The organism is Paraeggerthella sp. Marseille-Q4926 (assembly GCF_916618935.1).
Taxonomy (GTDB): Bacteria; Actinomycetota; Coriobacteriia; order Coriobacteriales; family Eggerthellaceae; genus Paraeggerthella; species Paraeggerthella hominis.
The window spans coordinates 1-24,447 of sequence record NZ_CAKAKF010000003.1; the positions used below are offsets into that span (position 1 = coordinate 1).

At 67.2% G+C, this 24,447-nt stretch carries 26 protein-coding genes; 23 read left to right on the forward strand and 3 right to left on the reverse strand.

The window, feature by feature from the left end; genetic code table 11:
* Positions 1-175 precede the first annotated feature (175 nt).
* From LG373_RS05085 to LG373_RS05195, 23 genes are all read left to right on the forward strand, one after another.
* Positions 176-472 carry a DUF4406 domain-containing protein gene (locus tag LG373_RS05085; protein WP_225749005.1) on the forward strand — a complete coding sequence of 99 codons (297 nt, stop codon included), beginning with the start codon at positions 176-178 and terminating at the stop codon, positions 470-472.
* 104 nt (positions 473-576) lie between these two features.
* A complete protein-coding gene (locus LG373_RS05090; protein WP_225749004.1) occupies positions 577-969 on the forward strand; it encodes an HNH endonuclease in 393 nt (130 codons plus the stop codon).
* Between the two features lie 115 nt (positions 970-1,084).
* Complete coding sequence (locus LG373_RS05095) at positions 1,085-1,423, forward strand: hypothetical protein (protein WP_225749003.1); 339 nt, start codon at positions 1,085-1,087, stop codon at positions 1,421-1,423.
* On the forward strand, positions 1,420-1,899 hold the full coding sequence (locus LG373_RS05100) for a P27 family phage terminase small subunit (protein ID WP_225749002.1): 480 nt from the start codon (positions 1,420-1,422) through the stop codon (positions 1,897-1,899). The genes LG373_RS05095 and LG373_RS05100 overlap by 4 nt, the downstream gene beginning before the upstream one ends.
* Positions 1,892-3,385, forward strand: coding sequence for a terminase large subunit domain-containing protein (locus LG373_RS05105; RefSeq protein ID WP_225749001.1), 1,494 nt, complete (start codon positions 1,892-1,894; stop codon positions 3,383-3,385). Before LG373_RS05100 ends, LG373_RS05105 begins: the two co-directional genes overlap by 8 nt.
* 41 nt (positions 3,386-3,426) lie before the next feature.
* Positions 3,427-4,962: a phage portal protein gene (locus LG373_RS05110; RefSeq protein WP_225749000.1), complete on the forward strand. Its 1,536-nt coding sequence runs from the start codon at positions 3,427-3,429 to the stop codon at positions 4,960-4,962.
* Positions 4,943-5,767, forward strand: coding sequence for a head maturation protease, ClpP-related (locus LG373_RS05115; protein ID WP_225748999.1), 825 nt, complete (start codon positions 4,943-4,945; stop codon positions 5,765-5,767). The genes LG373_RS05110 and LG373_RS05115 overlap by 20 nt, the downstream gene beginning before the upstream one ends.
* Positions 5,768-6,937: a phage major capsid protein gene (locus tag LG373_RS05120; RefSeq protein WP_225748998.1), complete on the forward strand. Its 1,170-nt coding sequence runs from the start codon at positions 5,768-5,770 to the stop codon at positions 6,935-6,937.
* A gap of 3 nt (positions 6,938-6,940) precedes the next feature.
* A complete protein-coding gene (locus tag LG373_RS05125; protein WP_225748997.1) occupies positions 6,941-7,207 on the forward strand; it encodes a hypothetical protein in 267 nt (88 codons plus the stop codon).
* Entirely contained in the window at positions 7,204-7,962 is a 759-nt protein-coding gene (locus tag LG373_RS05130; RefSeq protein ID WP_225748996.1) for a hypothetical protein, read from the forward strand. Before LG373_RS05125 ends, LG373_RS05130 begins: the two co-directional genes overlap by 4 nt.
* The gene (locus tag LG373_RS05135) at positions 7,959-8,456 is read left to right on the forward strand and encodes a hypothetical protein (RefSeq protein ID WP_225748995.1); all 498 of its coding nucleotides are present in this window, start codon (positions 7,959-7,961) and stop codon (positions 8,454-8,456) included. The genes LG373_RS05130 and LG373_RS05135 overlap by 4 nt, the downstream gene beginning before the upstream one ends.
* A complete protein-coding gene (locus LG373_RS05140) occupies positions 8,453-9,454 on the forward strand; it encodes a hypothetical protein (RefSeq protein WP_225749212.1) in 1,002 nt (333 codons plus the stop codon). The genes LG373_RS05135 and LG373_RS05140 overlap by 4 nt, the downstream gene beginning before the upstream one ends.
* A gap of 13 nt (positions 9,455-9,467) precedes the next feature.
* Positions 9,468-9,833 carry a hypothetical protein gene (locus LG373_RS05145; RefSeq protein ID WP_225749213.1) on the forward strand — a complete coding sequence of 122 codons (366 nt, stop codon included), beginning with the start codon at positions 9,468-9,470 and terminating at the stop codon, positions 9,831-9,833.
* A gap of 181 nt (positions 9,834-10,014) precedes the next feature.
* Positions 10,015-10,503, forward strand: coding sequence for a hypothetical protein (locus LG373_RS05150; RefSeq protein WP_225749214.1), 489 nt, complete (start codon positions 10,015-10,017; stop codon positions 10,501-10,503).
* On the forward strand, positions 10,500-14,165 hold the full coding sequence (locus LG373_RS05155; protein ID WP_225749215.1) for a phage tail tape measure protein: 3,666 nt from the start codon (positions 10,500-10,502) through the stop codon (positions 14,163-14,165). Before LG373_RS05150 ends, LG373_RS05155 begins: the two co-directional genes overlap by 4 nt.
* Entirely contained in the window at positions 14,162-14,926 is a 765-nt protein-coding gene (locus LG373_RS05160) for a hypothetical protein (protein WP_225749216.1), read from the forward strand. Before LG373_RS05155 ends, LG373_RS05160 begins: the two co-directional genes overlap by 4 nt.
* 1 nt (position 14,927) lies before the next feature.
* Positions 14,928-15,452: a hypothetical protein gene (locus tag LG373_RS05165; protein WP_225748975.1), complete on the forward strand. Its 525-nt coding sequence runs from the start codon at positions 14,928-14,930 to the stop codon at positions 15,450-15,452.
* 10 nt (positions 15,453-15,462) lie between these two features.
* Positions 15,463-18,606, forward strand: coding sequence for a phage tail protein (locus tag LG373_RS05170; protein ID WP_225749217.1), 3,144 nt, complete (start codon positions 15,463-15,465; stop codon positions 18,604-18,606).
* 5 nt (positions 18,607-18,611) lie between these two features.
* On the forward strand, positions 18,612-18,911 hold the full coding sequence (locus LG373_RS05175) for a hypothetical protein (protein ID WP_225748973.1): 300 nt from the start codon (positions 18,612-18,614) through the stop codon (positions 18,909-18,911).
* A 150-nt stretch (positions 18,912-19,061) separates the two neighbouring features.
* Complete coding sequence (locus tag LG373_RS05180; protein WP_225748972.1) at positions 19,062-19,472, forward strand: hypothetical protein; 411 nt, start codon at positions 19,062-19,064, stop codon at positions 19,470-19,472.
* 8 nt (positions 19,473-19,480) lie between these two features.
* The gene (locus tag LG373_RS05185; protein ID WP_225748971.1) at positions 19,481-19,708 is read left to right on the forward strand and encodes a holin; all 228 of its coding nucleotides are present in this window, start codon (positions 19,481-19,483) and stop codon (positions 19,706-19,708) included.
* A gap of 1 nt (position 19,709) precedes the next feature.
* Positions 19,710-20,657, forward strand: a complete 948-nt coding sequence (locus LG373_RS05190) for an N-acetylmuramoyl-L-alanine amidase (RefSeq protein WP_225749218.1) — start codon at positions 19,710-19,712, stop codon at positions 20,655-20,657.
* 373 nt (positions 20,658-21,030) lie between these two features.
* Positions 21,031-21,774, forward strand: a complete 744-nt coding sequence (locus LG373_RS05195; protein WP_216528528.1) for a C39 family peptidase — start codon at positions 21,031-21,033, stop codon at positions 21,772-21,774.
* A gap of 36 nt (positions 21,775-21,810) precedes the next feature.
* On the opposite strand, the gene LG373_RS05200 is transcribed toward LG373_RS05195, so the two are convergent.
* The 3 genes from LG373_RS05200 to LG373_RS05210 are packed head-to-tail and all read right to left on the reverse strand — an operon-like array spanning position 21,811 to position 24,367.
* Positions 21,811-22,059, reverse strand: a complete 249-nt coding sequence (locus tag LG373_RS05200; protein ID WP_114565695.1) for a TIGR03905 family TSCPD domain-containing protein — start codon at positions 22,057-22,059, stop codon at positions 21,811-21,813.
* 18 nt (positions 22,060-22,077) lie between these two features.
* On the reverse strand, positions 22,078-22,845 hold the full coding sequence (recO, locus tag LG373_RS05205) for a DNA repair protein RecO (protein WP_114565696.1): 768 nt from the start codon (positions 22,843-22,845) through the stop codon (positions 22,078-22,080).
* 7 nt (positions 22,846-22,852) lie between these two features.
* On the reverse strand, positions 22,853-24,367 hold the full coding sequence (locus LG373_RS05210; protein WP_216528529.1) for a PASTA domain-containing protein: 1,515 nt from the start codon (positions 24,365-24,367) through the stop codon (positions 22,853-22,855).
* Positions 24,368-24,447: the final 80 nt, after the last annotated feature.

A 24,447-nucleotide genomic window follows, 5' to 3' on the forward strand; every position in this document is an offset into this window, starting at 1 on the left:
TCATGCTGGTGTTCGCCGGAATGACCGTGATCGCGGTGGCCGCGCTCTCCATAGCCGGGTGGCTGTTCCATGCCGGCCAGAACGTGCCCGCCTTCGCGATCCTCGTGGCCGGGGCGGCCTTCTTCTTCAGGATGCCCGCCGGCCTGTCCGTGAGCTTCGGCGAAGGCGGCGATCGGTGAGGGTCTACGTGGCGGGCCCCGTGACCGGCGTGCGCGGCCTCAACCGGTTCGCGTTCGAGGACGCCGCCGACCAGCTCGCCGAGCTCGGCCTCCGGCCCGTCGTCCCCCACTGGTTCGTCCCGCCCGACGCCGAGTGGCGCGCGGCGATGCGGTCCTGCATCGAGACGCTCGTCAAGTGCGACGGGGTCTGCCTGCTGCCGGGATGGAGGGCGAGCAGGGGCGCGCAGACCGAGTACCTGCTCGCGATGCGGCTGGGGATGGACGTGCGCGAGCTCCACCGCTGGATCGGGTGACGCCTCCCCCATCATGCACGGTGCCGGCGATCGGGCCGGCACCCTCCCGACAGCCCCGCGCCCCATCGCCGGCGCGGGGCGTCGCGCGCGAAAGGACGCACGGAATGGCCAGGAAGCTGAGGATCCCCCGACTGGTGCCCGACGGGACGGCCTGCCGCGTCGAGACGCACTCCCCCGCCCGTCCCAGGACCGGGCGCAGGCCCGACTCCGAGCGCCTGGCTTCGGAGCCGTGGCGAGCCGACGGCTACGGATCGGCGTACCGCAGATCCCGCCAGGCCGTCATCGAGCGACAGCGCGGGCGCTGCGCCGTGACCGGCGAGCAGGTGGCCGTGAAGGTGGACGGGACGTGGCGCATCTCCCAGCCAGGGGCCGGGGTGCACCATCGCGTCGCGCTCTGCGACGGCGGCGCCGACGACCAGGCGAACCTCGTGCTGCTGTCCGCCTCGGCGCACGCCCGCATCGACGCAGAGCGCAGGAGGGGTGAGGGGTCGGAATAGCCTCCCGCCCCGCTTCCCCACCGCGCGCCAGTCTCAAGAGCGCATTTCGATGAAATTGGAGTATCGGCCGTCACGCTAACGTCACGGTAAGTGACACCTCGGCGAACATCGAGGCATGGAAACCATCAAGACATGCCCAGTGTGCGGGAGCGACTTCGCGGCGAAGCGCTCTACCGCAGTGTACTGCAGCCCCGCGTGCCGTAAGGCATCCCAGCGAAAGCGTCAGCTCGAAGAGGACTCCGGCCACCTGATCCAGGTGATCAAGATGGCGCCTCCCCGCCCCGTCAAGCCGAAGCCGGCCACCGTGGACAACATCGCCGACGCGGTGATGATGGCGCGCGCCGCGTCGACGTCCCTCAACCGCTACGCCTTGTCGTGCGCTCCGGCCCTGCGGGCGGTCTGCCTCAAAGCCGCGCTCGGAATCGACGAGGCGTTGAGCGAGGCCGGGCTATGAGCCGAGGAAGGAAGCCGGCGCCCAAGCTGGCGGCTCGCGACAATCGGGATATCGACGCGGAGCCGACTATCTGCCCGCGCGCCCCCGAGGTCGTGGCCATGAACCCGTACGCCGAGCAAGCATGGCACATCGTCATGGACAACCAGACGAGGTTCCGCCGGCAGGAGCTGCCGCTGATCGAGCAGTACTGCATGGCGTACGCCATCAGCCGCCAGGCGCTCGACAACATGTCGGGCGAATACGGGACGATAAAGACCACGTGCCTAACGGCCGCCGGAAACGTCGTGCAGAACCCCGACTTCCGCACGTGGAAAGACGCGGTGAACCAGATGCGTCAGCTGTCGGGCGTGCTGGGCCTGGACACCCTCACCGCCGAACGGCTGAAGCTGACGCAAGCGGCGACCACGTCGCTCGCCGCAGACATCCCGAAGAAGGTCATGGAAGCGATGCGCACGATGCAAGGCAGCAATGGCTGAGGCGTTTCAGCCAGGCGTGGACAAGGCGCGCTGCAGCAAAGCCGGCGTGTTTATCGCCGATGCGTACGAAGCATTCCTGACGTCCCATGTGCGCCACACGGACAACGAGTTCTTCGGCGTGCCGTTTAGGCTCGATCCGTTCCAGCGCGATATGTTCTGGCGGCCCGTGTTCGGCCAGGGACGATACGTCGGCAAGGGCGCGGCGCGGCGGTTCCGCCGCAAGATCAACACGGTAGTGTTCGGCTTGCCGCGAAACTCCGGCAAGTCCGACCTCGCATGCGGAACGCTGCTCACCATCGCCACCATGGAGCCTACCCACGCAGGCGAGTACGCGATCATCGCCGGGACGAAGGTGCAGGCGTCAAAGGACATGGGCAAGCTCAAGTCGATGATCCGGCAGGATCCCGACCTGCGGGCGCTATGGGAGATACGCAAGGACGAGATCGTCAACCGCGAGACCGACGCGCGCATCATGGTCATGCCGTACTCGGAGGAGGCCCTGCAATCGTGGCACCTCAACGTCTGCATCCTGGACGAGGCCCACATCTACAGGGACAGCGCGCTGTACGACGCGGTCGTTTCCGGCAACGGAAAGATATTCGGCGCGCTCACCATCATCATCACCACCGCCGCGAAGTCTCGCAGCGGCTTCCTATGGGACAAGCTGCCCGAATGGCGCGAGGACCCTGCCGTGCACGTCGCATGGCTCGGAGCGCGCGACGACGAGGACGTGGACGACGAGCGCATGTGGAGGCGCACGCATCCCATGTCGTGGTGCGGCCTCGACTACATGCGCGACCAGAGGCGCAAGCTCTCGCGCGCCAGCTTCGAGCGATACGAGGTCAACCGCTTCCCGCTCGAGAAGTCGGCCGACCGATCAATGCGGATGTCGGACATCAGGGCTTGCCAGCGCGTGGAGAACGGCTTCGACTTCTCCAAGCGCTTCTGCCTTGCGATCGACGGCGCGACGTCGGGCGACGCATTCGCGATCGTCGCGCATCAGATCGCCGACGGCGTGGACTGCTGGCACGAGTGGGTCTACGACGACCCGGGAGAGGCCGGCTACTACCCGCTCGGCCAGATCGAGCAGCTGGTGGCGGAGCTGCACCAGCGCTACCGCTGCCCCGTCGGCATCGACCAGGCTCGGCTGCTCCTGATGGCCCAGCACCTGCAGGACGACTACGGCGTGGAGATCTACGAGGTCCCCCAATCCAACAAGGTGATGTGCCCGGCGTGCTCGCTCGTCGTGCAGGCGGTGCGCTCGCATTCCTGCGCGCTCGAAGGGTGCCCGAAGCTGGCCGACCACCTGTCGAACTGCCGCGACCTGGAGCGCGAGCCGTTCGGCAAGCGCTTCGCGTGCGAGAGGCACGGGTGCGGAACCGAGCGCATCGACGCCGCCGTCGCCGCGGCGATGGCCAAGTGGATGACCGCGACCATGCCCGAGACCCTCTCGTTCGCCGAGACCGGCGGCGTGTGGAGCGTGTGACACGAGAGGGATCATCCTCGGAAACGGCCGCTAGGAGGAACATGAGATCGCTTAAGGAGATCGTATCGGGATGGGCGTCCCCGAAGGCGCTCGCCGCAGGCTCGGCGCCCGTGGCGGGAGGCCCGCGCACGCAGCTCGACCTGCTCGACAAGATCCCGCCGAAGTCTAGGATCGAGAGGTACGGGGCCCTGCTGTCGAACGACTTCCTCGCATGCGAGACCGTCAAGGCGCGCGCGGTGCGCTCCCTGCCGGTCTCGGTGCTCATGCGCGTGGAGAACGGGCGCGTGCCGGACGACGGCCACTGGCTCGCGCCCGTGCTGCATCGCCCCAACTCGATGATGGCGTGGGGAGATCTGATCGCCTGGGCCATGATCCGGCGAGACGTCTTCGGAACGGCGTACATCCGGGTGGTCAGGGACCCGATCAGGGGCGCGGCGAGGGAGCTGCGGCCCGTGCTCGCCGCAGTCGGCTACTCGTTCGACCGCGCGACCGGCACGGCGACGTACTCGGCGGGGCGAGATTACTTCAACGATCCGTGGACGTGCCGCGAGGACGATCTCGTGGTCCTGAAGACCGACGTCAGCGAGGACGGAGGCGTCACGGGGCGGTCCATCGTGGAGATGGCGGCGAACGACATCGGGCTGTCGGTCGACCTGGTGAACTTCTACCGAACGCTGGTAGAGAACGGCAACTTCTTCCAGGGATGGCTCGAGACCGACAACCAGCTTTCCCCCGACGACGTGAAGGCGGTGCGCGAGTCGCTGGACGCGACCCGCGGCCCGGAGAACGCCGGGAGCATCCGCGTGTTCGACCGCGGGCTCAAGTACCACGACGTCTCGATCGCGCTCGACGGCATGGACATCGTCGCGCAGGAGAGGTTCGTCCTGGAGAAGGTCTGCCGAGCCTGCCACGTGGACATGCACCACGTGTTCGCAGACGACAAGGCGTCGGCCACGAGCGCGTCCGGCGCGGACATCGACTTCGTCAAGAACACCGTGGTGCCGGACGTCACGGCGATCGAGCAGGCGTTCCAGCCGGTGCTGGACCGCGCCGCGTCCCTCGGAGGGTCAGACAGCGGGTACCGCTTGAAGTTCAACGTCAACGGCCTGCTGAGGGGCGACTTCCGAACGCGAATGGAAGGGTTCCGCATCGGCGTGTACGCCGGGATATTCACGCGCGCCTGGTGCGCGACGCAGGAGGACATCCCCTGGCTGCCGGGCCAGGACAGGCTCCTGCAGCCGACCGCCTACTACGTGCTCGACGAGGACGGCATGCCCCAGCTCCCCGACGCGGCGACCGCCGGCACGTCCGGCCAGTCTGACGGCGTGTCGGGGATCGAGGAGAGGGCCGCCGCCGATTCGCTGCGAAGGCTGCAGCCGGTGATAGCGGACGCGCGGCGCAGGATCGAGAAGAGGGCGCGCGCCGACGGGGACTGCGACAGGACGCGCGACTTCGCCGCCCAGGTGATGGCCCCCGTCGAGCTGGCGGCCGCCCACTGCGGCGCGTACCTCATGACGGGCGAGCTCGTAGACGACGCGATAGCGAAAGGAACCGACGATGCCGAACAGCGAAACTAGGGAGTGGTACCGGATCAACGACTCCGCCGACGAGGTGGAGATCTCCATATACGGGGACATCGGGGACACCTGGTGGGGCGAGAGCGTGAGCGCGAAGGAGCTGCTCGACGCGCTGAAGGAGGCCGACGGCAAGCCCGTCAACCTGAGGATCAACAGCGGCGGCGGAAGCGTGTTCGACGCGTACGCCATGATGAGCGCCCTCAGGTCCCACAACGGAAGGGTCACGGCGCACGTCGACGGGGTCGCGGCGTCCGCCGCGTCGTTCCTCATCGCGGCCGCAGACGAGGTCGTCATGTCGAGCGTCGGTTGGATCATGATCCACGACGCGTCCATCTGGTGCAGCGGAACCGCGTGCGACCTGCGGGAGACGGCCGACTGGATGGAGCGCGTCGACGACCAGATTGCCGGCATCTACGCGGCGCGGGGGGCGCTGTCCAAGGAGGAGTTCGCGGCGGCCATGGACGCGACCACGTGGTACACGGCCGACGATGCCCTCGAAGCCGGCCTTGTCGACAGGGTCGAGCAGGCCGTCGCCGCAGCAGCCTGCGCCACGGACGACGCGGCCACCATCGAATCCGCTCCCCAAGGAGCGAAGGCCCTGCTAGGCGAGTTCTCGCCATGCGAGACCGTAAAGGCGCGCGCAGCGTTCCCGCCGTCCGGCTCGCGTGATCCCGCGCCAGCCGTCGCGGGTGACACGTCCGCGACCATCGCAGCAGACGGGGCGGACGGCCAGGAGGCCGGCCAGCCGGAAGCGCAGGAGCGCGTCGTCGTCATCGACTCGAAATTGTACAGATTGGAGAACTAGATGCCTGGAATCGCAACGCTGCAGGACAGCCTGCGCGAATACGAGGGTCAGGTCGCCGCGCTCGTGGCGTCCGGCGACAACGACGCCGCTCGCGAGATGAGCGGGCGCATCGCTCTGACCCGAGAACTGATCATGGACGCGGCCGCCGAGGTCGAGGCCGAGAACCGCGCGCTGCGCGAAGCAGGATCGGCGGCTCGCGCCGAGTCCGCCACTATCGGCGCGCAGCTGCTCGGCAACATCACCACGTTCGCCGGGATCTCCAACGGCTGGCAGGGCCGCGCGCCGATCGGCAACTCCATGCCGAGCCTCGCGCGCCCGGCGAACGCCGTGTCCGGGCTTACCACCCCGCAGATCTACCGCTACGACATCGGCGGCCCGGTCGCCCCGCCTGCCGGGTTCCTCGCAACGATCCCGAAGGGCGCGACCGAGGGCGACGAGCACTTCTACCGCGCCCCGGTCCTGACGAACAAAGCCGCAGGGTGGACCAGCGGCAACAAGCCCGAGTCCGCTCTCCAGTGGACCCCGGCGGTCGCCAACCTGGAGACGATCGCGCACTGGATGCCCATCAAGCGCCAGACGGCCAACCGATACAAGCTGCTCGAGAGCATCGTGACGAACTCGCTCCTGCTCGGACTCGACCTGCGCTGCAACGAGTACGCCCTGCGCGGCTCCAACAGCAGCGGCATCGTGGGCGTGCTCAACACGACCGGCATCCTCGAGCACAATAAGGCGTCAGGGAAGAACATCAAGGACACCCTCGCCGCCATGAAGCGCAAGGTCCGCGTCGCCACCGGCATCGCCCCGACGCACGTATGCCTCTCCCCGTACGCGATCGAGGAGCTGTCCGAGGAGAAGGACTCCACCGGGCGGTACCTGTTCCCTGAGATCGCAAACGGCGGCACCATCGCCGGCCTGACCGTCGTCGAGGACGTGAACATGACCGTCGCTGCTCACGACAGCGTGCAGGCCAAGGAGTCGGCGCTGGTCTACTACCCCGCCGGCGCGAGCTTCGACGTGGCCGACCCCGAAGAGGTCATCGTCGGCCTCAAGGACAGCCAGCTGATCCAGAACGAGTACACCATCCTCGCCGAAACGACCGCATGCCTGCGCGTGGACATGCCGGCGTGCTTCTGCCATTGCGCGGACCTCGGCATCGCGGCGGAGGCGTAGGCCATGGCCGGGGTCTACACGGCCGAGGAGCGCGTCGTCCGCGACGGCGTGCTTATCGCCTTCGAAGGCGAGGTCATGACGAACGAGGAGGCGGAGGCGCGAGGTCTGATCGCCGCCGTCGAAGAAGAGCCGGGACGCAAGGCGAAGACGCCGAAGGAGGAGCTGGCCGAGCGCGCCGGAGCGCTCGGCATCGAAGTGCCGAAGAAGGCGACCGTCGCCGAGATCGAGGCGCTCATCGCCGAACGCGCCGGCGGCGGGGATGCGAAATGACCCTGCTGCTCCGAAAGGACGTCGAGACGAGGTGGGCCGCATCGGACGGCCCCGTCTCGGTCGAAACGTCGGGGGCGAGCGCCACGGCCGTGTGCGGCAGCGTGAGCGCAGAGGCGCGCGTGGAAGGCGGCATGGCCGTGCTCGCGGAGAAGGACGCCGTCAAGCTCATGCCCTCGCCCGGGCGCTACGAGATCGCGTGGGAATGCGGGGTCGAATCGTTCTCGACCCATGTGGAGCGCGTCGGCGCTCGGTACTGCTCCCCCTCCGACGTGGTCTCGTACGGCCGGAAGAACAACGACGGGTTCGAGGACGAGGCCCGCTACCCAGCGGCGGACATCGCCGCCGCCATCCAGGCCGCCGAGGAGACAATCGAGGACTGCACCGGGAGGAGCTTCTGCGAGCGCGGGATCAGGGTTCGCCTGTCCCCCGGCCTCAACGAGCTGCCCGTGCAGGACGCCCGCGAAATCGACTTCGGCGAGCTTGTGAGCGACCGGCAGGCCGTGTCCGAATCGCGAGGACCGGCCAACGTGAAGTACGGCGCGACTCCCGACGCGAGGATACGCGAGGCCGCAGTGAGGCTCGCGGCTTCCGCGCTCCGTCCGCGCCTGGGTGCGGAGAACGCGCGGGGCCAGAGCGTCGACGGCGTCTACACGAGCTACACGCTCGCGACGGGCGCGGAGGGGGCGTGGACTGGCATACCGTACGTTGACGCCGTCATAGAGGGCCGCAGGTCGCGCCGCGCGGTGATCGCATGATCGCCGACGTGGCGGGGCCCGCCATCATGCGCGTCCACGCGGACCTCGAAGCCCTGTTCTCGCGCATCTCCGAGCTGGCCCCGAACGTGCCGCGGCCGCGCGTGACGCTCGACCTGCCGGGATCGGAGCCCGAGCCGCTGCACGTGGCCACATGGGGCACCGCCAGGGAGTTCGGCGTATCGGGCTTTTTGACCGGCGGCGTGCTCGGGGTCACGTTCCACGTGTGGGTCACGGTCGCGGCGACGGCCCCGACGTCCGACGAGGCCGCCAGGATAGCCAACGCCTACCAAGCGGTCGCGATGCAACTCCCTCTCGTGGACATCGACCTCGGAGGAGCCGCCAACGAGATCGGCGTCCCCCAGGTGAAGGAGGCGGAATCCTGGGGCGACTCGGACGGGCGCAGGCACGCGGGGTACCTGCTCGACTACGAGGTTTCGGTAAACGTGGCCGCCTCTCCTGAGGCTGCAAGAATCATCGAGGAGATGAGCATATGAACAAGAACCATGGAACGTTCGGACTCGGCAAGCAGACCGCCGCCGGGTCCCCTGCGGCGCCGACCGTGACCGTCCTCGCGAGCGCGGACTCCGAGGGCATCGACGCATCGACGTCCACGGACTCCGTCAGCCTGACGAACGGGAAGCGCGACACGACCGCGGGGCGCTACATATCAGGCTCCGAGGCGACCGCGAAGCTGACGACGCTCGCGTTCGCCGACTTCATCGGCATGGCGCTCTTCGGGGCGCTCGGCAGCGACTCCGTATCGGGGGAAAGCGCCCCTTACACGCACGACATCAAGATGGGCGAATCGCTTCCCTATCTGACGTTCGTCCAGCAGGTCGGGGCGTCCGACGCGGCCCTCCAGCAGCTCGAAGGATGCAAGGTGGACTCGCTTTCGATCTCCGCAGAGGGGACGAAGCCGCCCAGCGTGGAGATCGCGCTCAAGGGATGCGCGGCAAGCTGGCTCGCGGCTAAGGCATGGAACGGCCCGGCCTTCGACGCGTCCAAAGGCTGGTTCAAGACGGCGGGCGCGGAGGTCCTCTTCTCCCCCACGACCAACGAGCCCGCCGCGGTGCCTCCGTCGATCGACCTGTCGAGCCTGTCCTTCAAGGTCGAGAACGCGGTCAAAGCGTCCGTTCCCCTCGGCCAGATCGCGCCGAAGCGCCAGACGGAGAAGTCGGCCACCGTCACGGTCGAGCTCTCCGGAACGACGGATTCGACCGAGATGTACCGGCTCGTCAAGACCGGGAGCAGCTCTGGCACGTCCGTCGCGGACTCCATCGTCGTCGGCTCCCTGCAGGCCAAGTTCAAGCACACGGTCCACGAGGATTGGTCGCTGACAGTCAAGATGGGCGCGATCCCCTGGAAGGTGAACGCCATGGGCGTGTCCACCGACGGAGGCCCGTTCGACCTCACGCTGTCCACGGACGGCGCGATAAGCGTCGGAGGCACGTCCATCGAGGCGATCCTCGTAAACGACACGGCGAGCTACTAGGAAGGAAGGCGACATGGAGAAGATCAAGCTCGGCAACCTGGAGAACGCCTACCGCATCGTCGGCCCCGACGGCCGCGAGGCCGTCACCGTGACCACGCCCTCCATGTGGGCCGTCGCCGACGAGTTCGCCGACGGGCTGCGCGCGTCGGGGACGCACACGGAGCTGTGGATCCTGAGGAAGATGACGTTCGCCATCCAGATGCAGGCGGCGCAGGCGGAGGGGCTGCACCCGGAAGGCCCCGTCACGCTCGACGGCATCTGCGAGTTCCTCAACTCGTGCAAGGTCGAGCCCGTGCCGTCCGAGCGGATCCACACCGGGGGCGACGAGCCGGAGGACCCTACCGCGGCCGCCCGGGAAGGCGGCCTGGAAGCGGAATAGGGGACCTCGCGGCGGCGCTGGCGGCGAAGACCGGGTCCGATCCAGCCGCGCTGGTAAGGCTTCTCCGCGAGGATCCGCGCTCGTTCGACTCCATTTGGTACTCGGCGTTCCCTCCGCCGGAGCAGGGCTCGTGTGACATAGATGCGATCCTCCGAGGCGAGGCAAGCTAGGAGGATCGCGAGTGCTCGACGTAGACGTGAAAATCGGGGGGATCGACGCGGTCAGCGCCGCGCTGCGCGGTGCGCAGCCGGAGGTGAGGCGGGCCACCGTCCCCGTGATGGAGATGGCGGCCCGGTCCATAGCTTCGAGGGCGACGTCGATCGCGAACCCGTCGAGCCCCCATAACCTATGGCGCGGATCCCGCGGCGCATCCCTTCGACCGCGGTACGCGGCCGACCGGAGAGGGCCGTACTGGTTCCGCGTGGAGACTCCTGGGGGGAATGTCGGAAAGGCCGAGGCGATCGCCGAATTCTCCCGCCTCGCCGTCACCCCCCAGGGAGGCGCGCTCGTCTCGGCCCTCACGTCTGCGCACGGCAGGCCGGGCGGCGCCGGGAACGGGCGCATCCTATGGCGCGCGGCGGACGGGATGTCCGACGACGTCTATTCGAGCGTCCGACGCGCCGTCGACGCCGCAGCCGCGTCCATCGAGGGCAAGATGGGCGGCGCATGATGGCCGGCAGAGGATCCGTGAAGCTGTCCATATACTCCACCTTCGACGACAAGGGGACCAAGAAGGCGCAGAGCGCCATGAAGCGGTTCGCCAAGGAGTACGGCACGATGAACGACGCCACGAAGGCGTTGGAGCTCGACCCGGTCACCAGGGCGCTGGCCGAGCAGTCGATACAGGCGGACATGGCGTCCGCGAAGTGGGCCGGGTACTCGTCCACGCTGGGATCGGTCGGCTCGAAGATGACCGCCGGCGTGACGGTTCCCATCGTGGCCGCCGGGGCGGCGACAGTCGCGGCGGCCGTCGACATCGACAGCTCGCTGACCAGCGTCAAGAAGACCGTTGACGGAACCGAGGAGCAGTACCGGCAGCTCAAAGACGCTGCAATCGAGTTTTCTGAAACGAACGCCGTCAGCGCGTCGCAGATCCTCGACATCCAGGCGCTCGGCGCGCAGCTCGGCTTCGCCATAGACGAGCTCGACGAGTTCGGGCGCGTGGTTTCGGGCCTCGACATCGCCACCAACATGGACGCCGAGACCGCCGCAACCGAGATGGCCCAGTTCGCGAACATCACGAAGATGGGCCACGGAGAGATCAGCAACTACGGAAGCGCCATCGTCGGGCTGGGCAACAGCTTCGCCACCACGGAATCGGACATATCGTCCATGGCCATGCGCATCGCCGCCGCCGGAACCCAAGTGGGCATGTCGCAGGAAGACATACTCGGATTGGCGACCGCGCTCAGCTCCATGGGCGTGGAGGCGGAAGCCGGCGGCACGGCCATCAGCACCGTGATGGCCCAGATCGACAAGGACGTAGCGACCAACTCCGCATCGGTCGAGACGTGGGCGAGCACCGCGGGCATGTCGGCGCAGGAGTTCGCCGACGCTTGGCGAAACGACCCGGTCGACGCGCTCTCCGCGCTCCTCTCGAACATGGAATCGACGACCGCCGAGGGCGGCAACATGTCGGTCATGCTCGAAGAGCTCGGCATCGACAGCGTGCGCCAGACCGACATCATGAAGCGCCTTGCCGGAAACTCGGAGCTCGTCGGCAGAGCCGTCGCGAAATCCAACGAGGAATGGACGAAGAACTCCGCGCTGCAGAGCGAGGTCGACAACCGCAACCAGTCGCTCGCCTCCCGCATGAAGATCGTCGAGAACCGCGCCGTCGCGATGGCGGAGAAGTTCGGCGGCCCGCTCGCCGACGCCATGCTCGACTCGGTCGAAGCGGCGGAGCCTCTGTTCGAGGCGCTGTCCAACGGAGCGAAGGCGTTCGCCGAGATGGACGAGGGACAGCAGCGCGCGATCATCGGAGCGCTCGCCGCAGCAGCCGCCATGGGACCCTTGGTCTCGGTCGGCGGGAAGGTCGCGGGCACGGTGTCAACGTGCTGGAGCGCGTACGGAAAGCTGAGCGCCGGGCTCGCGAAGTTCTCGTCCAAGTCGAAAGGGGCCGCCGTAGCCGCGAAGACTCTCAACGCGGCCATGACGGGACTGGGGCGCGGCGTCGCCGCGTTCGCCGTCGTGACGGTCGTCAGCGAGCTGTCGAAGCTGTCTTACTCTCTCACGGACGCGCGCAAGGAAACGCTCGCCTCGGTCGACGCGCTCGGGTCCGTCGGAGACTCCATGACGTCGTTCGGCGACCGCATGGCGGAGGCGTCCTCCATGGTTGCCGACATGGGCGCGGTGCTCACCGCATCGGGATCGACCGTCGGCGGCGTGTCGGCGGCCATCCAGGAGCACGAGGCCGCGATCACATCGATCATCGCAGGGGCCCTCGCCGAGCAGCGAGCGCTGCGCGACGACGAGCTGGCATCGATAGCGGAGCACAACGCGGAGATCGAGCGCCTAGAGGGCGAGAAGGTCCAGGCGTACCTCTCCGGCATGCAGGGGCTGGCCGACGCCGCGGCGGCCGAGGGCGAGATATCCGCCGACCGCGCCGCCCAGCTGCTGGCAACCGCCGAGGACTACCACTCGTCTTCGCTCGCCGACCTCGACAAGTACCACGCTTCTCGGCTCCAATCCCTCAACCAGCAGTACGCCGTCGAAGGATCGCTGACCGAAGCCGAGTACCAGGCGGCGATCCAGGCGGAGAACGCGTACTACAACGAGTCGAAGGCGAACCTGGACAAGTCCGCATCCGACGCGAAGACGGCCGTGGTCGAGCATGCGGGAGCGGTGGCCCAGATGTCCCAGGACACGCTCGCGACCCTCGAGGAGGCGCGCGGCAAGCTCGACGGGCTATGGCGAGACCCGTTCGGCCTGGCGTACTGGAACTCCGACGTCGGGAGCGTCGAGGCCGCCGTGAAGCAGGCGTCGGAAGCGCTGGCCTCCCTGGCGACCGAGGGCAACTCGTCGTTCCTCGCGCTGCAGCTGGCCGCTTCGTCCGCCGGAGGCGAGGTAACGGCGGAGAACGCCGCCATGATCGACACGCTGCTGTCCCAGTTCGCGAACCTGCCTCCTGAGATGGGCGACGCCGGGGACAAGGCGATGCGCGCGCTCGCGAGGGGCCTCGACGCGGATCTCGGGATCGACGTGGCCAATTCCACGGCGGACGAGATCATCGCCGCGTACCGCTCGAAAACAGGCGTCGCAGAAGGGGCCGGGCGCGACACGTCGGCGGCTTACGCGAGCGGGTTCGCGTCCAACGCTCAGGCGGCGCTCGACGCGGCCGCAGCGGTTACCGGCGCTTCCGCCGACCAGCTAGCGCAGTTCGCGGCTGCGGCGGGCATCAAAGGAGACGAGGCCGTAGGGGCCTTCGCCGCCGCGATCGCCAACGGCGAGACCATCGCCGAGGCGGCGGCCATCGCGAACTCGTCCGCTGCGACGGCCGGGCTGTCAACGGACGGGACCTCCCCCGGCGCGGCTGGAGCGGCGGACTACGCGATGGCCATCGGAGGAACGGCATGGCTGTCCCAGCAGCAGGCCGCGCTCGTCGCCCAGAGCGGCGTGACGGGCTTCAGCTCTGTCGACGCCGCCCCGAGCGGCACCGCGTTCGGAGGGCGCTACACGTTCGGCATCGGGCAGACGAACGCCTACTCCCCCGGCCAGTCGCTCGCCGACGAGGCGAGGAGAGGAGCGGAGTCCGTGGACGGGTCGAGCGCCGGCGACTGGTTCGCGCAGGGCTTCGTCGGAGCGATCGGCAACTGGATCCAGAGCGCGTGGGACGTCGGCGCCGCCCTCGTCAACGCCGCCCTCGGCGGAGGCAACGCGGCGCAGCAGACCGGGTCCCCCGCGAAGAAGACGCGCGAGATGATGAAGTGGTACGCGCTCGGGTACATCGAGGAGGAGGCGAGGCACGAGGACGCGGCGTACGCAGCGGGGCGCTCCCTCGCGTCGGCGTCGCTCTCCGGCACGGAGGACGCCCTCCGGGGCGCGGTTCCCGCCGTCCTCCCGAACGTCCAGACGCGGTCGCAGGTGACTCCGCTCGTACCGTACGGGGAGAACGGACGCGCCGTCGGAGTCGACCGTCCGATAGCCGTCGAGTGCAAGATAGAGAACCCGATCACGACCTCGGACATCTACGATGCGGTGTCGGCCGCGATGTCGTCAGGGAAGCTGTCCGTCGCGCTGTACCTGGACGGCAGGGAGCTGTACAACGCAGCCGCCGCCCCGATCGGGGCGAGGCTCGGGGCCATCGAGCGGAGAAAGGGGTACGGGCTGTGAGCATAACGGTCGGAGGCGTGGACATCGAGAGCCGGTTCGGGGTCATGCTGACCGACGAGTCCACCTTCAACCCGCCTCCAGTGAAGAGGTGCATGCTCGAACGTCCCGGCGGAGACGGATCCCTCGACGTGACCGAGGCGTTCGGAGACGTCCTGTACGGGGACCGTGAGGACAGGCTCGTGTTCCTCGTCGACTCCCCTCCGAGCGAGTTCGAGCGCGTGAAAACTGAGTTGGCCCGGTTCCTGCACGGCCGATCCTACGACTACCAGCTGGCGAGCGACCCGGGATACACGTACCGCGGCCGCTTCGTCGTCGACGAATGGTACCAGCAGGCATGCTTTCAAAAGATGATCGTGAACGTTTACGCGAACCCCTACAAGTCAGCCGGCACGAAGGTCCATACGGTCGACGCCCAGGCGGGCGCGAACGTGCGCCTGCTGCCGGGGCGGGGGCGGGTGCGCCCCGTGTTCGAGTCGCAGATGCCCTGCCACGTCGTGGCGAACGGCGTGGACGTCGTGCTGCCGCCCGGATCGCACACGGCCGTGGGCCTCACGATCCGCGACGGGGCGTCGGACGTGTACGTCAACACCGGCGGCTCGATCAGAGGAGGCACCACGACGTGGGGCGACCTCAAGGCGAGGGGCCTCACGTGGGGCGACCTCAAGGGCAAGAGGTGGCACGAGGTCATGTACATGGCCGGCGCGCCCGCCCCCAACGAGGCGTACCGGGTCAAGATCGCATACGAGGTATTGGAGCTGTAGCATGGAAACGACGACGAGGCTCGGGCTGAAGCTGCCCGGCGACAACGACCTGGTCGATCCAGCCGACTTCTGCGGCAACGACCAGATGATCGAGAGATACATAACGACGCTCACCCAGGCGGCGTCCGCTTACGCGCCCTCCGCGCTGAACCTCACCAACCAGTACAAGACGGTCCCGTTCGGCTCGATCGTCAAGACGGGATACGCGTTCAGCCTGTCGGGCGGCGGCATCAGGATCGCCGAAGCGGGCTTCGCCAAGGTGTCGGTGCACATCTACGCGAACAGCCTGCCGGCGGGCGACGCGCTCGAAGTCGACATCAGGAAAAACGGGACGACGTTCTGGCAGTACTCCGCCGAGGACAGCGATTCGACCTACGTGGTGTTCGACCTGGTGTCTCGCCTTATCCCGGTTGCCGCCAACGACGTCATCACCATGGCGGTGCGCAACTGGCAGTACGTGCGCGGGAAGATCGTTCCCGAGTCGACCTACATGACCGTGGACTTATATAAAAACCTCAACTTCTAAGGAGGCGCGCATGCGTATTCTGTACGGCGGGCGCGTCCTCTACGATCCGGACGCCGGCGTCGAGCTTTTAGACGTTGAGCTCGTGCGCTCGCTTCGCAGCGCATCGGAGCTTTCGTTCAAGATGCCGGCGACCCACGAGTGCGCCGGCATCATCGAGCTCGAATCGGTCGAGCCGGAGATCGAGGCGTGGGAGGGCGCGCGCTGCCTCATGCGGGGCCGCGCCTACTCCTGCGAGGACGTGGACGACGTGGGCACCGTCGAATACCGATGCGAGGGCGAGCTCGCCTACCTCAACGACACCTCGGTGCGCCCCTACTCCACGGTGGCGGGCGCTGCGCCGCTGCTCGCGCCCGCCGATCCCTACGGGTACTTCGCGTGGCTCGTCGACAACCATAACGCAAAGGTGGAGCCCGCCAAGCGGTTCCGCGTCGGCGTGAACCAGGGGCACCTCCTCGACGACAACGAGCACATCCTGCGCTCCGACTCCGACTACCCCAGCACCGGCCTCGTGGTGCGTGAGAAACTGCTGGAGTCCCTCGGCGGCTTCGTCCGCGCCCGCTACGTGGGCGGCGCGCGCTACGTGGACTACCTGGCCGACACCGACGGCACCGCGTCCCAGCGCATCGAGTTCGGCGCGAACCTGCTGAAGTTCGCCCGCACGCGCGACGGATCGCCCATTTGCTCCGCGGTGATCCCGCTCGGCTCGAAGCCTGAAGGATCGGAAGACCGCATCACCATCGCGCCCCTGGGAAACGGCGACGCCGACGTGTACGGGCGGTACGAGAAGCGCGGGGACGCGGTCGTCTCGGTCGACCTCGTGTCGAAAGTGGGGTACCGAGAGCGCGCCGTCGTGTGGGACGACGTGACCGACCCGGCGCACCTGGTAGACCGCGCCCTGTCCTGGCTGCCGGGCCAGGCCAACGAGATCGAGACGGTCCACGTCAAAGCCTACGACCTGTCCCGCATCGATCCGCGCGTCCAGCCGATCGATCTCGGCGACTACGTGCGCGTGACGAGCGCCCCGCACGGGTACGACTCATACATGATAGTGTCGAGGATCGTCCACCGCCCGACCGACTGGCAGGGCGACGAGTACGTGTTCGGCGTCGAGGGCGACGACATCGGCGACATCGTGCGCAAGCACGCCGCCACGCTCAACGCCGGGATCAACGGCGCCTACGAGGCGGCGGAGGCCGTCGACAAGATCGCCAAGGACGCGGCCGAGAAGGCGGAGGCCGTCGACAAGATCGCCAAGGACGCGGCCGGCTTGGCTCAAAGCGCCCTCGACGCTCTGGCGGACCTGCACGGCGCCTACGTGCACATCAGGTTCTCCGCAAGCCCAGACGGCGTCCCTATGACCGAGGCCCCGCAGGCCGACACCGCCTACATGGGCATATGCTCGAACGGATCTCCAGACGGCCCCGCGGACCCGGACGCCTACTCGTGGGCGCGCACGCTTGGATCCAGCGGCGAGGACGGCGTGCCCGGCGCTCCTGGAGCGGACGGCGCTCCGAGCTACCTGCACGTCAAGTGGTCGGAATCGCCCACGGGCGACCCCATGTCCGAGACGCCCGGCCCCTACATGGGCACGTGCGTGGATTCGACCGAGGCCGATCCGATCGACCCGGCGCTCTACACCTGGACCAGGATCAAGGGCGACAAGGGCGACCGTGGAGAGCGGGGGCTTCAAGGCTTGCAGGGCGAAGACGGCGCGCAGGGCATGCCTGGCAAGCCCGGTGCGGACGGCAAGCCTGGCGTGTCGAGCTATACCCATATAGCCTATTCGAACAGCGCGGACGGAACCGTTGATTTCAGCTTGAACGAAAGCGACCGCGCCTATATAGGAATGTACGTCGATAGCGTGCAGGAAGACAGCAGCACCCCATCCAAGTACGCATGGAGCAAGATAAAGGGCGCTGACGGCGCGAACGGAACGCCCGGAAAGCCGGGAGAGGACGGAAAGACGCCGTACCTCCATATAGCATACGCTAACAGCGCAGACGGCACGTCCGGCTTCTCGACGACGGACAGCACGGGAAAGCTGTATATAGGCCAGTACACGGACCATGCGCAAGCGGACAGCTCAACTCCGTCTATGTACGCATGGACTAAGATAAAGGGAGAGCAAGGCCCGCAGGGAAAGCCGGGAGCAAACGGGCAAGACGGAGCAGACGGAAAGACGCTGTACGGTACGTGTTCAACTGCTGCTGCGACGGCTGCGAAGGCGGTTTCCGACGTGGCGGGTTTCTCGCTGTACCCAGGGGCGGCCGTCGCCGTCACGTTCTCGCATTCCAACACGGCGAGCCTGCCGACGCTCGACGTGAACGGATCGGGCGCGAAGCGGATCATGATAAACGGAGCGAACGCTGCTTTCTGGGTTCCCGGCTCAACCGTGCCGTTCGTGTACGACGGAACCGCCTGGCAGGCGTGCAACGCGCCGATCTACGGATCGACCGCGACGATCGGCAGCCCGTCGGGCGGCAACGTGTACGTGGACGGAGACAGCGTCTCGGTGAGGCAGGGCACCACCGTGCTCGCGCGCCTCAAAGCGGGGCTCCTGGAGCTTGCGGCCAACTCTGCGAACGCGGTCATCAAGCTCTGCGGCGGCAAGGGGGCGATAGCCTACTACGCGGGCACCGACCAGCTGGCGGTCATGGCCCCAGGCTCGATCGCGCTCGCCGCCTGCCAGACGCTCTCCGACGGGACCGTGCAGCCCTACGACTCCGGCGTCGCGTGCAACAGAAGCGGCGTGCTCCTGAAGGGGGCCGTGGAGGCGTCGGGCACCTTCAGGCTCAACGGCGGCAACATGGCCGACTTCGTGGTGGCCCAGGGCACGAGCGGCATCTGGCGGTGGCGCAAGTGGGCGTCGGGGTTCGCCGAGTGCTGGGGCGCAACGTCCACGCCGACGTCCACGAACATGCAGTGGGGCGGCATGACGTACGACGGGACGATGCGCGGAGGCCACGCCCTCCCGTTCGCCCTTACGAATCTCGTGCATGCAGACGTCGTCATCGAGGACCCGGGCGGCGGAGCGTTCTGGCCCGGCGTGCACACGGTGTTCGGCGACAAGGCCCCGAAGTTCTTCGTCCTGAGCGTCGGCAACTACTCGAGAACGGTGTACCTGCACTACTACGTTACCGGAACATGGAGGTGATGGGCATGGCCGGCATGAGGATCGTCGACGAGAACGGGAACGAGATAGCCAACCCCGACCTGTCGGCCGGGACGCTGTCCCCGACCATAGTCGTCAAGAAGGGAGCCGTCCCGCCCGACGACGTGGAGAAGTTCGCGTGGGCGGACGACGACTACGAGGAGGCCATGCTCTACGCCGTGCCGACGCCGGAGGAGGCCGCCATGGCCGTCGAGCGCGGGCGGGCCGCCGAGGAGGCCGCCGCGCGGGAGCGCGCGAACGAGGAGATGCTGCTGGCGGTGGCCGACATGATAGGGGGCGCTATATGACGGACGCGCAGATTCGATTGTTGACGGCAGCCGCCAGGATCCGCGTTTCGCGCGGCGAAAGGCTGGAGGACGTCCTCGGAATATGGCCGGCGATAGACGACCGAGAGCGGGGGCTGATAAGAGCCTCCGTGCTAGACGAGGAGGCGACCGGTGCCGTACGAAACGAGCGTTAGCACGCTTGCGCAGGCGATCGCGCAAGAGGGGGCGGCCTGGGTCATGTGCGCCCTGGTCGTGATCGTCTGCGCGGCGCTGCTGCTGAAAGGCTTCCCCGCCTGGTCGTCGTACATGGACAGGCGGGCGGCGGTCGAGGAGGAGCGGGAGCGCCGCAAGGCCCGCGAGAGCGAGGAGCGCGCCCGCACCGAGGGGCAGTGGATCCAGGCCATAGACCGCAGCAACGACGTGAGCGAGAGCGTGGCCGCCGCGCTGGAATCGTCTACGCGCATGATCGACCGCGTGTCGCGCAAGCTCGACGAGGACGCGCGCCAAAGCGGACGCAACGCTGCGAAGATCGACCGCATCGAAACCAAGTTGGAGATACTACTGGAAAGGACGAGCAAATGAAGAAGACCGTGAAAGAGTGGGCACGGGCCGCCGCGGTCCGAGCGGTGAAGACCGCCGCGCAGACCGCCGTCGGCGTTATCGGCGCAGCGGCCGTCATGGGAGATGTGCAGTGGGCCATGGTCGGCAGCGCGGCCGCCCTGGCTGCCGTCGTGAGCCTGCTCACGAGCGTGGCGGGCATGCCGGAGGTCGAGGGCGGCGCGAGCGTGGCGAAGATCGCCGCGAAGAAGGAGGGCTGACATGGCCTACGTCATGGACGAGGACTACCGCGCCGCCGGCAACACCAACCATATCTCTGCCGAGGGGCGCGGGTTCTGCATCCACCACGCCGCCGGGACGTCCATCGACATGGCCCCGACGTTCCTTGCCAACGGGACGTCGGCGCACTACGGCGTGGAGCCTGGCCACGTGCGCCGCTTCCTGCCCGACGAGGACAACGCGTGGGCGGCCGGAGACTCGTGGGCGAACGCGCACCTCGTCCACATCGAGTGCGTCAACTCCTCCGCGGGCGGGGACTGGCCGGTGGCCGAGGGCACGGTCGACACGCTCGTGGAGTTCCTGGCCGACAAATGCCGCGAGCTGGGGTACGCGCGACTGGACGTCGGCGAGACGCTGTACGGCCACCGCGACTTCTACGCGACGTTCTGCCCCGGCGCGCTGTACGGCCGCCTGGGCGAGATCGCCGACCGGGTGAACGCGCTATTGTCCGGCGCGTCGGGCGAATGGGTGCGCGACGGGAAGGGCTGGTGGTACAGGCGGGCGGACGGCTCCTGGCCTGCCGGCGAATGGCTCGCGCTCGACGCGTGGTACCGCTTCGGGACGGACGGATACGCCCTCACAGGATGGCAGCTGGTCGACGGCAAGTGGTACCTGTTCGGCGACGACTGCCGCATGCTAACCGGCTGGCAGAGCGTCGGCGAAAAGTGGTACTACCTGACCGGCTCCGGCGCCATGGCCACGGGATGGGCGGAGGTCGACGGAGCATGGTACTACCTGGACGCGTCGGGCGCGATGCAGACCGGATGGCTGCTCGACGGCGGCAAGTGGTACTGGCTCGACGAGTCCGGGGCGATGGCGCGCTCGTCGTGCCGAAGCATCGGCGGCAAGTGGTACGCCTTCGGGGCATCGGGCGCGATGGTATCCGGCGAGGTGCCGACCGGCGTCGGCGGGGACATGCAGCTGGGGTAGCCGGCGGCTGCGCTCGGACGGCCCGCCGTGCAGCAGCCTGCCCAGGCCGCTGCATCGTCCCTTCGGGGACCGCCCGCGCTCCTTCGGGGGCGCGGGCTTTTTCGATGTCGTTTTCGACGCTTTCCCATATCCTTCGCATATCCTAAGTTGGCGTTTTTACGGTTGCTAAGGTTGATGGGATTATAAAAACCGCTGGTCAGACTGCTGCGGTTATTTGAAATGACTATATTTGTTAAGGAAAGCTTAATACATCGGTTGGCGTTTCTTATGAGACGCGAAAGCTGCCTGCGGGGATACTGGAAGCGAAGGCTCGCGCGGACCGACGCCCCGCCCCGCGGCGCTCCGCCGCATCGGCCAGTAGAAAGGACCCGCTATGGGCTACACCAATTCGTTCGAGCACGATCGTCACGGCTATCGGCCCGTCCGCCGCAGCGCGCCAGCTCGACGTGGCACGGCGAAAGGACGGGCCGGCGCCGTCAAGCTGGCCGGGTTGACGGGACTTGTCGCCGCGCTCGTCGGGGCGTGCTTCTACGCAGCCACCTCGCTCACGACGCTCATCGAGGGCGCGCAGGCAACCGCGAACGCCGGTCCCGCAGCGCAAAGCACGCCGCGCAGCGCCTGGCACATCGGCGAGATGCCGATCCTGTACCAGGAAGATCCCGCATGGTCGAACACGACGTACGCAGGAGACTCCTTCGGGGAAACCGGCTGCGGCCCCACGTGCATGACCATGGCGTACATAGCTCTGACCGGGAAAGACGATATGACCCCGGCCGATATGGGGGCGTTCTCGGAAAGCCTGGGGGCGGCATCCACCGAAGGCACCGCCTGGACCTTCATGACCGACGGCGCAGCCCGGCTGGGACTTGCCGCAACCGAGCTGCCCGCCGACGAGGCCAGCATCAGGCGGGCGATCGTTTCGGGGTCGCCCGTGATATGCAGCGTAGGACCCGGGGACTTCACCACCACGGGGCATTTCATCGTGCTTGCAGGCATCGACCAGCAAGGCCGGCTCATCGTGCGCGACCCCAACAGCCCCGAGCGCACCGCGCAAAGCTGGGATTTCCAAACCGTTCTCGGCCAATGCCGCGCCATCTGGGCGTACCAAGCGGCATGATCCGCTAGGGCCGCGCCCGGTTCAGAAGGCGCGGCCCTAGCGGGCGGTCTGCGCCTCGCGAAGCCCTTTCACCAACTGATCGGCGCACGATGTGGAACGGCGGCCGCACGTATTGCCTTCGAGCAGCGCAGCAACCTCGTCCACCGACATGCCCTGAACCAGCTTCGAGATAGCTTTCAGATTGCCGTCGCAGCCCCCCACGAAGTCGATATGCGACACCGAATCGCCCTCAAGCTCGATGTTGATCTCGCGGGAGCACGTTCCCCTCGTCTTGTACGTGTACATGTCAAACCTTTCCTCTTGCTAGAATAACCCGCTCGTGAACAGAAAGTTCAACGATTTCAAGCGCGTCCCAACATGTTCGTAGATCCATTCCTGGCAAAAACGCAGAACCGCGAAGGCTTCGGAGGGACCCGCCTCCATGTCTTCGATGGCGGAGAACGTGGAGCAGAGCAGGGCTTTGCTCCAGGCTACCACCTCGCCGGGCACCAGCTGCGACTCAACCTGGGACGCGCAGCTTGAGCAGAGCACCCCGCCCTCGCGATACGACACGAACACCTCGCTGCGTTCGGCAGAAGCAACGTCGCAGGCGCATCCCGCGCAGACGCTCAAACTGGGGCGCAAGCCCGCAAACGACACGGTCTTGAGCAGGTGAGCTGCGCAGATCAACGGAGCGCGCGATGCGTCCACCCGTCCCAGAGACGAGAGCGCGGTGCAGGTCAATGCGAACAACCGAGGGCTCTCCAGATCCATCTGCGTAACGCGGTCGAGCAGCTCGGCCATGGGAGCCGCGCAGGCCGCGTGCTCCATGTCGCGGCGCAAGCGCTCGTTGCTCTCCACCAAGCGCGCTTCCTTCACCACGTCAAGGCTGCGCCCCCGTGCTAAAAGCACGTCTGCCACCGAATAGAGCTCCAAACGCGAAGCGAAAGAGCTCGCAGGCTTGCGCGCGCCCTTCGCCACCGCGCGCACCTGCGAACCGTCCTCGACGAGCATCGTCAGGATCAGATCGCTCTCGCCCAGCTTCGTCTTGCGCAGCACGATGCCGCGCGCATCGTAGGTTGGCTGAGCCACGCCGCGCCTACGAAATGCTCACGATGCTGTTCGCGCTGTCCCAAACGATAACGCCGCTCTTCTGCTTGTACGAGCCGCGCACCGTCTCGCCGTCGAGCGTGGTTATCGCCGCAGCCGTGATGGTGAAAGCGGTCGTGTCGTTTCCTTGGTACGTTATGCCGTCGACCGACTGGATCGCGTAGGTGGTCCCCCCGATGTTCACCGTGCCCGCACTTGCCAGATACGCCTGCGCCGCCGCCGTCAGCTCGGCCCCGCGCGAACGCGCGATGTTGACGGTAACGCTCGAACCCGACGCAACCTTCTCGCCTGCCGCAGGCGACGTGCCCAGGATGGTTCCGTCAGCCGCAGCGTCATCGTAAACGTAGGCGCTCGTGGCCGTCAGGCCCTCGGCCTCGATCGCGGCAACCGCCTGATCCCAGGTCATCCCCGTGATATCGGGAACCGTGTATGCAGCGGCCACCGTAACGGTGACGGGCTCGTTCGCCTTGGCCTTCGTACCGGCTTCGGGGGAAACGGCCAAGACGATGCCTTCGCGCTCGTCTGATTTCTGCGTCACGAACTTCACGTTCTCGAAACCGAATTCCTTCAGCTTCGCAGCGGCTTCATCGCGCTGGATGCCTACCGTTTCGGGCACGACGCGCGCTTCCGACACATGTATGACAACCTCGGTTCCCTCGTCTTGTCGCGCGCCGGCGCCCGGGTCCATAAGCAGCACGACGCCTTCGGTCTCGTCGGACTTCACCTGCATGGTGCGCACCGCGAAGCCCTTGCCCTCAAGCACGTAGGTGGCGTCGGTCTGCGTCATGCCCACAACATTGGGAAGGATCTTTCCGCCCCAAAGCTCCATCTGGTACGTCGCAACCGCTGCGATTCCCGCGGCGGCCACCAAGCATGCGAGCACGATGGCAACCACCTTGCCCTTGCCGCCCTTCTTCGCGTTCGGATCGGGCGCGCGGAACTCCTTCTGCTTCGGCGCTGCGCCGCCTTCGATACGCGGCATTTCCATCGTGCCGCCGGAACGCCACGACGATTGCGGCGGTACGTAGTTGGAATCGACCAAGCACTCGTCAAGGCCGGAAAGGTCGGCTGTGCGCCCCGCCTCGAAGTCTTCCTGAGAACGCTTCGGAATGAACGGGGTCAGATCGTCGTCACGCGTCGGCGGCTCCTCGGAAGCCTCATCGGAGACGGCTTCTTCGTCGGACGGGCTGAAATCGAACGCGTTGCCGTCTTCGTCGACGTTCACGCCCGCAACGTCTATGGCGGGAAGCTTGGCGGGGTCGAGCGGGCCGGATGATCCCGCCTGCACGCCGGCAGTCGGCTCTTCCTCGTCGGAAGAGACCGAGCCTGCGAAATCGGGATCGAGCTCGTCGTCGTTCGCGGCTTCGGGTACAGGCGCAAGCGACTCTCGATCGGCATCGACCGCGGCGGCAACCTCGGCTATTTTCCCCGACAGCGGCAGTCCGCATTCGTTGCAGAACTTCGCGCCGTCGCGGTTTTCGGAATGGCAATGAGGACAGATCATGCTGACTTACTCCCTCGCAGGTGACGGTACGAAAAGATTGTAGCCGAAAAACCACGAGAGCACCCGAACAACCCGGCGAA